11 protein-coding genes and 1 rRNA gene are annotated in these 12,871 nt (G+C 30.9%); 10 read left to right on the top strand and 2 right to left on the bottom strand.

Annotation, left to right across the window (positions count from 1 at the left end; genetic code table 11):
- The first annotated feature begins 85 nt into the window (after positions 1 to 85).
- Positions 86 to 203 (top strand): 5S ribosomal RNA (rrf, locus tag J3477_RS19165).
- 155 nt (positions 204 to 358) lie between these two features.
- Positions 359 to 1,768, top strand: coding sequence for an MFS transporter (locus tag J3477_RS19160; RefSeq protein ID WP_228731315.1), 1,410 nt, complete (start codon positions 359 to 361; stop codon positions 1,766 to 1,768).
- 330 nt (positions 1,769 to 2,098) lie between these two features.
- Here the strand turns inward: J3477_RS19160 and J3477_RS19155 are convergent, their stop codons facing one another.
- The gene (locus tag J3477_RS19155; RefSeq protein WP_206871541.1) at positions 2,099 to 2,983 is read right to left on the bottom strand and encodes an AraC family transcriptional regulator; all 885 of its coding nucleotides are present in this window, start codon (positions 2,981 to 2,983) and stop codon (positions 2,099 to 2,101) included.
- Between the two features lie 523 nt (positions 2,984 to 3,506).
- On the opposite strand from J3477_RS19155, the gene ccpM reads away from it, so the two are divergent.
- The 8 genes from ccpM (at position 3,507) to J3477_RS19115 (ending at position 11,821) form a co-directional block, all read left to right on the top strand.
- A complete protein-coding gene (ccpM, locus tag J3477_RS19150) occupies positions 3,507 to 4,937 on the top strand; it encodes a Cys-rich peptide radical SAM maturase CcpM (protein ID WP_206871540.1) in 1,431 nt (476 codons plus the stop codon).
- Between the two features lie 123 nt (positions 4,938 to 5,060).
- Positions 5,061 to 6,203 (top strand): TIGR04066 family peptide maturation system protein, encoded by a 1,143-nt coding sequence (locus tag J3477_RS19145; protein ID WP_206871539.1) that lies wholly within the window; start codon positions 5,061 to 5,063, stop codon positions 6,201 to 6,203.
- Positions 6,203 to 6,496, top strand: a complete 294-nt coding sequence (locus tag J3477_RS19140) for a peptide maturation system acyl carrier-related protein (protein ID WP_206871538.1) — start codon at positions 6,203 to 6,205, stop codon at positions 6,494 to 6,496. The genes J3477_RS19145 and J3477_RS19140 overlap by 1 nt, the downstream gene beginning before the upstream one ends.
- Before the next feature lie 114 nt (positions 6,497 to 6,610).
- Positions 6,611 to 6,808 carry a CLI_3235 family bacteriocin precursor gene (locus J3477_RS19135; protein WP_206871537.1) on the top strand — a complete coding sequence of 66 codons (198 nt, stop codon included), beginning with the start codon at positions 6,611 to 6,613 and terminating at the stop codon, positions 6,806 to 6,808.
- Positions 6,809 to 7,073: 265 nt separating this feature from the next.
- Positions 7,074 to 7,271, top strand: a complete 198-nt coding sequence (locus tag J3477_RS19130; RefSeq protein WP_206871536.1) for a CLI_3235 family bacteriocin precursor — start codon at positions 7,074 to 7,076, stop codon at positions 7,269 to 7,271.
- 131 nt (positions 7,272 to 7,402) lie between these two features.
- Positions 7,403 to 9,217: an ABC transporter ATP-binding protein gene (locus J3477_RS19125; RefSeq protein WP_206871535.1), complete on the top strand. Its 1,815-nt coding sequence runs from the start codon at positions 7,403 to 7,405 to the stop codon at positions 9,215 to 9,217.
- Positions 9,218 to 9,321: 104 nt separating this feature from the next.
- Positions 9,322 to 10,887 carry a S8 family serine peptidase gene (locus J3477_RS19120; RefSeq protein WP_206871534.1) on the top strand — a complete coding sequence of 522 codons (1,566 nt, stop codon included), beginning with the start codon at positions 9,322 to 9,324 and terminating at the stop codon, positions 10,885 to 10,887.
- A gap of 166 nt (positions 10,888 to 11,053) precedes the next feature.
- Entirely contained in the window at positions 11,054 to 11,821 is a 768-nt protein-coding gene (locus tag J3477_RS19115) for a nucleoside phosphorylase (RefSeq protein ID WP_206871533.1), read from the top strand.
- A gap of 478 nt (positions 11,822 to 12,299) precedes the next feature.
- On the opposite strand, the gene J3477_RS19110 is transcribed toward J3477_RS19115, so the two are convergent.
- Positions 12,300 to 12,863 carry a GNAT family N-acetyltransferase gene (locus J3477_RS19110; protein WP_206871532.1) on the bottom strand — a complete coding sequence of 188 codons (564 nt, stop codon included), beginning with the start codon at positions 12,861 to 12,863 and terminating at the stop codon, positions 12,300 to 12,302.
- Positions 12,864 to 12,871: the final 8 nt, after the last annotated feature.

Raw genomic sequence — 12,871 nt, 5'->3', positions numbered from 1 at the left:
CGATACTAATAGGTCGAGGGCTTGACCAATACAAATTATTACAAAGTTAACTTAAGTGCAATTTTGAAAGAATAATCTTTCAAGATCTAGTAATGATGCGTCTAAGGGTTACACCCGTACCCATACCGAACACGAAGGTTAAGACTTAGACGGCTGATGGTACTGCATGGGCGACTGTGTGGGAGAGTAGGTGGTTGCTAGGTAATTAGTATCTTAATGATACGGAAAAGACTTCATGAATGTGAAGTCTTTTTTATTTTTTAAGAATTATTTTCTATATATTTTAAATCCAAGTATTGGTATCAAAATAGTAAATTTTTAATATTATAGTACTGAACAATTTATGGAGGTCTTCAAAGTGAAGGAAGGAAAGTGGAAGACTCTAATAGTAATATTGGTTGGTTCCTTTATGACTACCTTGGATATTAATATAGTTAATGTAGCGTTACCAAAGATGGCAGCCTCTTTGTCAGTAGATTTAGGAGCAATACAGTGGGTGGTAACTAGCTATCTTTTAGTTATTTCAACTCTTGTGCTTATGTTTGGAAGACTTGCTGATATGAAAGGCAAGAAAAATATATATCAAAATGGATTTCTTATATTCTCGCTAGGATCATTGTTATGTGTTTTTTCAAAAACCATGTTTTTTTTAATTGGAGCTAGAATGATACAAGGACTTGGAGCGGCTATGATGATGGCTTGCAATTTTGGCATTATTACAATGGTATTTCCACTGAAGGAAAGGGGAAGGGCAACAGGGATTCTAGGAACAGTAGTTGCAATAGGTACTATGACTGGGCCTCCTCTAGGTGGATTTCTTGTTGGAACCTTTAACTGGCAAACTATATTCTTAATTAACATCCCAATTGGTATAATTGCCTATCTAGCTGGTGTAAGATATGTGCCAAAGGAAGAGCTTAAGAATAATAAACAACCTTTTGATTTTAGAGGCATGATTACTTTTGTACTTACTGTAGCGACACTTTTTTTATCACTTTTAAATGGTGAAGTATTTGGGTGGAGCAGTTTTCCGATAGTTTTAGGATTCGTAGTATGCGTATTAAGTTTTGCAGCTTTTTGCTATATAGAATTAAATACAAAGGTTCCGATGCTAGATTTTACTCTTTTTAAAAATAATCTATTTAGTGCAGGGATATTTTGCGCATTTATTTCCTACTGTGTAATCTATTTTACTAATATAATACAACCATTTTATCTGCAGCATATATTGAGCTTTTCTCCTCAAAAAGCAGGGATTATAATGATGGTTTATCCTGTAACTGCAGCTGTAATGGCACCACTAAGCGGAATCTTATGTGATAAAATAGGCTATAAAATTCCTACCTTTATAGGACTTGCGTTTACTTGTGTTGGAATATTTACAATGTCCTTTTTACGATTAGACTCATCTTATTTTGCTATAATGGTAAGCATGACTATACTAGGCTGTGGTTATGGATTATTTCAGTCTCCAAATAATGCAGGGGTTATGTCTTCAGTTCCTAAAGATAAACTGGGCATATCAGGAAGTATGAACTCTCTTATAAGAAACTTAGGAATGACCAGTGGGATTTCTATTTCAGTAGCTATATTCTATAGTCATATGAGCTCAAAGCTTGGAAGTCATGTATCAGCTCTTTCTTCTGGAAATCCTGAGCTTTTTATAGGTTCAATGAGTTTCACCTATAAGATTGGATCAATAATTGCAATAGCAGGTATCGTGATTGCACTTTTGAGGCTTGTGAAGACGCCTAATATAAGTGAATAGAATAAAAAAGGAAACTTGTTAATAAAAGTAGATTATAAAAGGCTTCAAAAAACTTGGAGTCTTTTTTTACTGTAAAGGAAAGCATAAAATTTTTGAGTTAGATAAATCTAGATATTTAAAGGTATTTATAGTGGACACTTCATTATATTTATTAGTTTTTCATAGGTAATATTTATCTAGATGAAATTATGGAAGTTATTGTAGATTCGGCTGAAGTATATACTAGATTTTATAGAAGGAATTTGAATATTTGCAAAGGATGTGTAGATAGTGAAAAGTAATAAGATTGAGTTCATATGTATAATTAAGATGGTTGAAAGTTTTGTCTGATTAAATACATCTCTTAATTGGAACAAATATATCTACTTCGCAATAATCAGCTCTTAGATTTTCTTCACGAATGCTTTCGTAGTGAAAGGAATGACTTTGCTCATAACCTGAATGACCAAGCCAAGTATTAAAAACATAATCATAAATTTCTATGATATTATTAATTGTTATTTCGCTAATATCGCATAAGTCGATATACTTGAATACTGCATATTTATTGCCGACGATGGTGTCTACTGTCATGCTACTTGGTATTTTTTTATAGTTCTCCACTTCTATAGAAGGTTGATAATAAGAATAATTTTTATCAATATACCTTGTCAGCCCTATATATTCGCCTCCTTTTGCGTTTTTTATATTATGTTTATGATTATAATAAAATTCTGAAGCAACTTTGCTTGCAGTATAGCCTTGGCAGTTATCACCTATATATAATTTATGTAGTTGACCTACTATATAGATTGGTGGTCTAATAACTATCTGAGGTTCCAGAATAATCCCATCTTTTATATAATTAATAGGATTTAGGTCTATTTTGTCTACGATTTTTATTGCCTTTTTTTCCTTTCGAAATCTTGCAGGGCTCACATTAAATTGATTCTTAAAGGACCGAATATAATTTGGTTCATATTCGAAGCCATATTCATGGGCTATATCTATTATCTTCAACTCTGTATTAATAAGCTCACTAGTAGATTCAGATAATTTTCTTCCTATGAAATATTCCATCAAAGGACTGCCGGTTATTGATTTAAAGATTCTGTGTAAATGATATTTTGAGATACCAGCTTTCTGGGAGATGTCATCAAGGGTAATGTTGTTCTTTAAGTTTACTTCTACATAGTCTATAACCGTTTTTATAATCTTAAGAGTTTCTTGTGTCATTAATAAACTCACCTCAAAGCATATTTTGAAAGGTATATCTTTTCTTAGAAAAGATAAACTACTTCAATACGTGATATCGATATAAAGATGTGAAGAAAAATATAAATTTTATTTTGATAGAATTTGACATGAAGGCGTTTATTTATAAATTATATCACCAAAAATACAAAAAGATAGCAATATATGATAATTTTGGTTAACTTCATACATGTAAAATAGTAACATAACATGAATTTTGTGAAAAATAACAATAAATAAAAATATCAATATGTGTTTAACTGTATAACGTGAGTGAATAAATGAAACAAGTTGTAGATTTTTATGAAAGTTTTTATTCTTTAGAAATTATAATGAAGGAAAATCCGTGAAGTACTAAATTTAAGCAGATATAAAGATAATCATTAAAGATATAAAAATAAAAATATTCGCTTGTGAGATTCCTCACATATGACAAGAAAAAGTCAATAGCAAAAAATAGTGCCTTACTCAAAATATAAAAACTTTAGTTTAGGAGGTTTTAAGCATGACTAATGAAAAACCATTTATTCACCCAATAAAAACTCCTTATGGGAGCTATATATTTGACGTGAATACCAATTCCGTCATTAAGGTTAAAGAAGAGGTTTTTAAAGCTATCAAGGATGGGAGAACTGATGTCTTTGATGAAAACGATGTCAAAAATGAAATTGAAGTAACTATTAGAAATCTAAAAGAGGAAGGACTTTTATCTTCGAAAAGGCCAAAGAAAATTGTTCATCCGGAAGATAGATTTCTTGAGTATAGCTTAGGGCACAAGGTAAAAAAAATAACCTTGCAAGTAACTCAAAAATGTAATTTTAGATGTGCATACTGTGTATATTCAGAGACAGCTAATGGTAAGCAGAGAACCCATTCTTTAAAGAGTATGTCCTTTGAAACAGCAAAGAAAGGTATAGATTTTTTACTAGATCATTCAAGAGATTTAGAGGAAGTTAACATTGGTTTTTATGGTGGAGAGCCACTTTTAGAATTTGAGTTAATTAAAAAATCTGTTGAGTATGCCGAAGATCTGTTTGAGGGAAAAGACCTTTCCTTCACTATAACTACAAATGGGTCCTTGCTTACTGATAAGATAATAGATTTCCTAATAGAGCATGATATTCATACCATGATCAGTCTTGATGGACCAAAGGAAATACAGGATAAAAATAGGATATTCGCAGCTAATGGTTGTGGAACCTTCGATGTAGTAGAAAGAAATCTTCTAAAGATTAGAGAAAAGTATCCAGAATATTTTAAGAAGTTGTCCTTTAGTATGGTTTTAGATCCTAGCAATGATTTTGATTGTATAAACAGCCTTTTTACAGATTATGACTTATTTAAAGAGAATAACATAATGTCTACAGTGATAGATGATGCCTATTCAAATAGAAAAATTCATTTGGAAGAGGATTTTATAAGCAAGAGAGGTTATGAAGTATTTAAAGCATACTTACATTACTTTGGTGAATTAGATAAAGATGCGGTTTCTCCAATTGCAATGAAGGAAGTTGATGAAGTAAAGCAGCTAAAGGACAAACTATCGAAAGGTACTGTAATGTCTGAGGTTATGTCACATGGTGGGCCTTGTATACCAGGAGCACAGAGATTGTTTATTAATGCAGAAGGGAACTTTTATCCTTGCGAGAGAGTAAGCGAGCTTTCTGAAGTTATGGGTATAGGAAATATAGAAGACGGGTTTGACATTGAGAAGTCTAGAAATCTATTAAATGTAGCAAAGCTAACTGGTGATTCCTGCAAGAATTGTTGGGCTATCTCTCACTGTGTGATGTGCGCAAAGCAGGCTGATAACAGCAAGGAGCTTTCGGTAGAACTAAAGAAAAATAGTTGTAGCAGTGTAAGAAATTATGTAGAGAGCTTACTTAGAAACTATTTGATGGTAAGCGAAGTTCAAGAGGTATTTCTAAAAGATTGATGAACCATTTCGTAATTAAATTTATTTTTTCAAAAACTCTTCTCAGAATCCAGAGAAGTTTTGAAAAAGATTTCGCATTGAAGTGTTTCATCCTTAATAACAAAACATGAAAGGAGCATTTTTATGGTAGTAACTAAAAAGAGAGCAATAATTTATCCTTATGGCAGAGAAGCAGCATCACTTGTAAGACATAAAGAACTATTGAAGGATTATGAAGTAGTTTCTTTAGTGTCACCTAAGGGATGGGGAATCATAGAAGAAGATGCTGGACAAGCTGATAAGGGAGAAAATATAGGTATAAAAGTCAGTGGAGATTTTGAAAAGGCATTAGAAGAGTGTGATGCAGTTATTATAATGGATTACAACAATAATGAAAAGTTGAAAAATAGAATCGTTGCTAATATCCATAAAGCAATAGCAGCTGGTAAAGAAGTTGTATGTGCAACAGAACTTGATAAAGATACAATTAAGAAATTGCAAGAAGAATATTGCAGTGAAAACAGTTTCTTTAGATATGTGAAAGAAAGAACATCGAATTTTTCAGTTGGTGCTTATGATGAAACTCTACTTGAAATTGAAACTCCAGTTATTTTTGTAGGTGGATTAACTGAGAATACAAGTAAATTTGAGATTCAATTATCCTTAAGAGAAAAGCTTATAAAGCAAGGTTATAAAGTAAGTCAGGTAGGTACAAAAAGTTATTGTGAATTATTCGATTTTCATTCTATACCTGATTTTATGTTTAAAAGTGATATAGGAGAAAAAGAAAAAATTGTGTCTTTTAACAGATACATAAAAGAAATTGAAAAGACAGAAAATCCGGATTTGATTATTGTTGGAATACCTGGTGGCTTAATGCCGTTTAATAAGAAGCTAACAAACAATTTTGCAGTTACTGCATTTCTTATATCTCAAGCACTCACTCCTGATTTTACAATTATAAGCATTCTATTTGAAATCATGTATCCTAGATATTTTGAAATGCTGAAGACATCTTTTAAGTATAAATATGGTTTTGAGGTAGATTGTTTTAATTTATCCTCTGCGCGCGTTGACTATGGGGCATCTAATGATAGGCGAAAGATTTGCTTAGACTATTTTAGTGCTTTGGATATAGACAAAGTTATAGAAAATGAGTACATGAATACTATTAAGCCAGTATTTAATATACTAAATAGCTCTCATAGCGAGAAAATGCTTGAATATTTGATTGATACTCTATCAAAATATGGAGATAGAGAACAGATAAGTATAGGAGGGATATAATGGAGGCAATATTAGAGAAGACTTTGGACAAGCAACAGGTTCTTGATAAGCTATCAGAGGTTATCGAGAGAAGATTTAATTTTTCTGTGAAAGAGATCTCCCCTAGTTGGGAGAATGAGCTTATTCTTGGAAGTAAGTTTGGATTTACGCCAAGAGAGCTTATATATTTATTTTTTGAAGTACAAAAAGAGTTTAATTTAAGGATACCTCAAGAACATATTTTAGATGGTTCGTTTAAAACACTTGCTGGAATTGCAGATAGCATTTTGCAGGTGTATGAAAGTGAAAACTGAAAAAATTGGTACAATCCTAAGGTTATATTTTATTTTAAGAGAGGGAGGAGATTAATTTAAACTTTAACCTTTGGTTTGATATATATTAAATTTTTTATAGAGGAGAGATATATTATGAAAAAATTAGGTAAAAAAATATCAATGATTGATGAAACTATAGAAGCTTATAACACATGCAACTGCTATTGTAGCTGCTCATGTTCTTGTACATGTACAAGCTCTACACTTTTCAATACTTCATTTAGCCCAAATAGTACTCCAAACAGTGGTAAAACAAGCAGTATGAATCTTGCTAGCGGATACCGTCCATAATATTCTTGATTTAAGTTACAACAAAGAAATATTATCATTATTATGTTGATATATAGATGTATCACTTCATAAATAGAATTTATATTTTTAAATTCTCTCACCAGAAATCGTGAGAGTTTTAAAAATAGATTTCGGATTGAATTGTTACAGCTTTAGCACTTCATTATAGAACTTATATTTTCAAACTTTCCTCCCCGAGATTGTAGAAATCATAAAAATAGGTTTTATAATGAATGGCACAATTTTAGTTAAGGAGAGATGAGAAATGAAGAAATTAGGCAAAAAAATCTATATGACTAGCGAAAGTGTAGAAGCTTATAACACTTGTTTGTGTTCTTGTAGTTGCACATGTTCATGTACTTGTACAAGTTATTCAGGCTTCAGTGCTACATTTAGTCCAGCTAATAGTTCTACTTCTTATAATAACAATACTCCAAATACCTATATGAACAATCGTCCATAAGCTTCTCATTTGAGATTAAGATGGATTTAATGCGGTAAAGGATTATAGTTATAGGTTAGTGTTATCCTCATGGAGGGTAATGCTAACTTTCTCTTATTAAAGGGTTCCTCTATTGAAAGGAGTGAGCATTGATGAAGTTTTCTAAAAAAATAATGCCTATGATAGTTACTTCAGTAAATTCAATTATATTTTGTATGAAGATTTCGTGGCAGGCTTCAAAGGTTTTTACAGCTTTAAGAATAGTTTTAGAGCTAGCGTCTTCTGTAATCCCATTTATCAATATTTATTTAGGTAAAGAAATACTGGATTTGTTGGTAAAACTAGTAAGTGGTGGAGGAGAAGCGGATAGTGTAGAGGGATTTATAAGACTAATAATACAACTTACAGCTGTTCAAGCCTGTTCAAAGGTCATGGAAAAAATAAAAGAATTTTCTTCAGGTTTACATAATGACTATATAACTAATCATGTTAATATCTTGATTGGTAAAAAGTCAATTTCCTTGGATTTATGTTTTTTTGATTCGACCAAATATTACGATGAAATAACAAATGCAAATAGAGACTCAATGTTTGTTCAGATGTATATCTGGAGTATTATGCAGGGAATTAGTTCTGTATTCAAGCTAATTACTTGTTTTATCTTATTATGTAACTTAAATGTTGTCTTTGCCATATTATTGATATTTGCTATTATACCATCGATGATTATAGAGAAAAGATACACAGAAAAAGTGTATAATTGGCAAAGAGATACAGTACCAGAAGAGAGAAAATATAGATATATATTAAATATTTTTTCAAATAGATTATTTGCCAAGGACATGCGTATTTATAATCTCGGAGATGAGATGATAAGCAAATATAAAAAATCTTGGGCAAAATGGTTTGCCGGAAAGAAAAATATAATATCGAAAAAAGCATTTCTTGTATGTGTAGTTTCAACACTGCCTGAAATATGTTATGCCGGAATGATGTATTATGTTGGTATTAATATAATTCATGGGAAACTTACAATAGGAGATTATAATTTATATACTGGATATTTTGGAGAGATGATTGGCGCACTGTTCTTATTGGTTTACACCTTTTCTAGGATATTTGATGAAACTTTAAGAATAGATAATTTTAGAAAATTCTTAGCTTGGGAAAACACAATACAGGATTTAGGAGACAAGAAGGTTGATAAGAGCTTTTTTGTTGAATTTCGCAATGTAGCTTTTAAGTATCCTAACTCCGATAGCTTTATATTAAAAAATCTAAGCTTTACCATAGATTCAAAGGAGAAGACAGCTTTAGTTGGAATTAATGGTGCAGGTAAATCAACTATTATTAAATTAATGTTAAGATTTTACGAGGCAACTGAAGGTGAAATATTAATCAACGGCATTAATATAAAAGAGTACAAGTTAGAAAGTCTAAGAGGTCGATTTAGTGTTATGTTTCAAGATTATGCAAACTATGCTTTTACAGTTAAGGAGAATATAGTTTTTTCAGATCTTAAAAATAAAGATGATGAGAGTAGAATAAAAGATGCATGTAAAAAAAGTGGGTTTGACAGTGTAGTAAACAAGTTTGATGCAGGCCTAAACACCTTTTTAACAAGAGAATTTGAGGAAGAAGGACAAGAGCTTTCAGGAGGCCAGTGGCAGAAGCTAGCCATTGCTAGAACTTTTTTTAAAGATGGTGATGTAATAATTTTGGATGAGCCATCAGCGGCTTTGGATGCAGAATCAGAGCACCATATTTTTAAAATGTTTGCTGAGCTTTGTAAGGGAAAGGGAGCCATCTTTATATCTCATAGGTTATCTAATGTGGTAATGGCAGACAAGATAATAGTTTTAGACGATGGAAAAGTAGTGGAAAGTGGCTCGCATTCAAGTCTTATAAAACTGAAAGGGAAGTACGCATACCTGTTTAATTTACAAGCGGAAAAATATATTAGTTGATAGATATAAATAACTTGATAAAGATGAAGCACTTCAATTTATAAATATAAATTTGATTGCGAAGGGCTGCAATCATATAAACGCAAAATGGGGTTGTTGAAAGTATGGTATCAGAAAAAGTATCCGTTGCTATTATTGATGATGGTATAAACGAAGAGTTTTATAATGTAGGTTATCTAAAACATAATATAGAGATAAAAAGTGATTTGGCTGTAATTGTAAGGAAAGATTATAATAAATACTTACCTAGTCATGGAACTACCTGTGCAGCTATTATAAAAAAATATTCAAAGAGTGCAGAATTAAGTAGCATAAAAATATTAAATGATAGCACAATGAAATGTGAAAAAAAGCAATTAATAAAGGCAATAGAATGGTGTGTAGAAAATCATATAAAGATAATTAATATGAGTCTTGGCACCATTGATTATAGAGATTTTGAAGAAGTGAGAGCTTGTATAAACATTGCTTATGAAAAAGGTATTATCATAATTGGGGCCAGTAATAACAAAAATACTTTTACATATCCAGCATGTCTAACTAATGTTATTGGAGTTCGGGGTAAAGAAGAGTATACAGAACTTCAATATAAGTTTATAAGCTATCCTTTTGATGGGATTGATATACTGGCAAGTTCAAGGCATCATTTATCAGATGTTTTTGGATATGAACAAGATACATTCTTTTGTAATAGCTATGCAGCTCCAGCTGTAACAGCATTAGTATGCAATACAGTCAGTGATAAAAATCATATTACCTTCGAAGAAATAAAAGAAACGCTGCAGCAAGGTGATAAAAGCAATGCTCTAGATAAGTATAACCCATACTTAAAGTTAGACTTAGATTGGATTACGGATAAAATTATAATAAATATCTGCATCGCTGGAGAGGAAGTAAATAATACTTTATGGTACGAAAAAACATCAAGTGTAAATGTAATTGTGGTCAATAAATTAGATTTAATAACATATGTGTTCTATGAGTTCAATAAAAACTTGGATTATTTAAGTGGTTTCAAAAATGTGATATTAGTATTTTCAAAATCTCTGTATATTACTGAGAGATACATTAAAGAGTTGTTTAATTATTTCAAAGAATTAGATAAGAATGTGGTATTTATATATAAAGAAGAAGGTAATTCAATTGGTTTTATAGAAGTAGAAAATTGCAAAAATAGTATTTGGTATACAGAGGCTTACAATAAAATTATAAGCAGGCAGTTGAAGAAGGAAGAAGAACTTGATATACCTTTGGTGTATTTTTACGGAAGTAATTCTTCAGAGCTGATTATTACCATAGCTGAAATAAGTGCTAGGTTTAAGAAAGAAGGGTATAATTCTACAGCTATTTCTAATGAGGCTATTGGTAAATTAAAAGGATTAGAGTATATTCCACAGGGGATTAATTTAAATAGCTATTTGACTACTGTATATAGAAAATATAATTCAGATATTATTATAGTTGGAATTGTTGATGATAATATTGTAAATCGTAAGGATAACAAAAAGGAAGCCTTAGATATAGAGCTGATAGATATCTATATAGAAATAGACGAGAACAAAATCACAATAACAGCTGAAAATCAGCAAGAAGTGATTGAAAAAAAGCAAGGAAATATGGTAATTGAAATACAGAGGATATATGATAAAATAATTGAATATCTAATATAAAACAGTCAGTAGCATTTTATTTCTATTAGGAGTAATGTTACTGACTGTTTTTTGCTGTTCTATGTGATATGTTTTATGTTTTGTAATAATATGGTATGATGTTAAATAAGTAAACGAGGATGATGCAAGTCCAAATTAATATTGATATGAGAATGGAGGATTTATTATGATTAAAAAAGAGTTTCCTATACTTGAATTTGATGGAGTTTCAGCTAATATTATTGAACCATCAAAGTTTATACAGAAGATAGATATGTCTGATAGAGTTGTAATGTGCTTTTATAGTGAAGTAATTGAAAAATTAGTTAGAGACGGGAAACTTAAAGAGATTAGACCCCTTTATTCTCAAATTGGTAAGCATCAAATTTATGAATTAGAGTATGAAAATAAAAGGGTAACAGTATTTCATCCAGGAGTAGGGGCAGCACTTGGAACTGCGCTTATGGAGGAGGTTATAGCTTTAGGTGGTAGAAAGTTTATTTCTTGTGGTAGTGGTGGAGTCTTAGATAAAAATATTGCAGCAGGGCATATCATAGTACCTAATGCAGCTGTTAGAGATGAAGGAACTTCTTATCATTATGTTGAGCCAAGCAGAGAAATTTATGTTAATAGTGAAGCAGTAACAGCAATTGAGAAGGTTTTGAAGGCACACAAATGTAGTTATCTACTTGCTAAGACCTGGAGCACTGATTCTTTTTACAGGGAAACTATAGATAAGATGAAACAAAGAAAAGAAGAAGGCTGCTTAGTTGTAGAAATGGAATGTTCAGCTTTTTGTGCTGTAGCAGAATATAGAAAGGTTGTATTCGGACAGATGATATACGGAGGTGACGATATCAGCTGCGAAGAATGGGATGGGAGAAGTGAAGTTGACAGAAAGTTTGTAAGAGAGGCTTTGTTCTGGTTTTCTGTTGAAGCATGTCTTGAGTTATAATTATGAGACTCAAACTTCAAATATTAACTTAGGTATTCAATAATTCTAGAAGCTTTGATTATCGAATAATTATAAAATGATAGATGAATTTGAATTATTATATAATTCTATAAATACAAATTAAGTAAAGCAAGTATGGATTTACTTAAAAGTATTGATTAGGAGGTAAAATGATATTGGATTTTGCTAGTGCTGCATTTCCTTGGGTTGCAATGGGAATTGCTATTGCAGTTATTATTACACATATGAATTCAAAACAGAAGTTGAAGTTATAAGAATGACTAACCACTTAATTTCAATATAATGATTTAACTTAATAGAATGCTGGTTGAATAATATATCATGTATTAAAAATAGGCTCTGTTTAAGAAAAGTGTTGATAATGACATATATTTTAGGGAACTCTGAAATGAGTTTCCTATATTTGTATATTAAAAATTTTGTGTCATTAGGTATAGTATATATAAGCCATTATGTATTATTTTCTTTTTATATAATAATCACTATAAGGAAAGGTGTTGTTCTCTAATTTGTCAAAACTATTATTCTCCAAGGCTAAAACTCTTTCTCCATCGTCTTTAGTTGCTTTAATGATGATATTTTTAATATCAAAGTCTACATAAAAATTATCAGAAACCATTCTTAAAATTTCAGATAAAACTATTTTATTTTCAAGAGATGAAATGATGTCTATTCTTAATATACCAGTCTGACAAGCACCATCCCAAAATCTTGTTGTATTAGGAACAGGTGCTATTTCGATAGTGCCTACTATCTTATTTGTCTGCTTATGATTAATACTCCATCTTATATAAAATCTATCGTCAAATTCTTGCTCCCATCCCTTAATACCCTTTATTACAGCGTCAATATTGCGTGTATCCCATACACCGCCACAATTATCATTATTCATACGGTTTTTAGTAATCGGGTCAGAATAGCACTCAAATAAGTCTATTGAGTCTTCCACTTTAACTTTTGTAAATATTAAGTTATTGGTTTCATAAACTGGACACTTATCAAATGGATTAATATTACTCATTATTGGAT

The sequence above is a fragment of the Clostridium zeae genome (assembly GCF_017312485.1).
Taxonomy (GTDB): domain Bacteria; phylum Bacillota; class Clostridia; order Clostridiales; family Clostridiaceae; genus Clostridium_AR; species Clostridium_AR zeae.
This window is presented reverse-complemented; position numbering and strand designations above follow the sequence as displayed.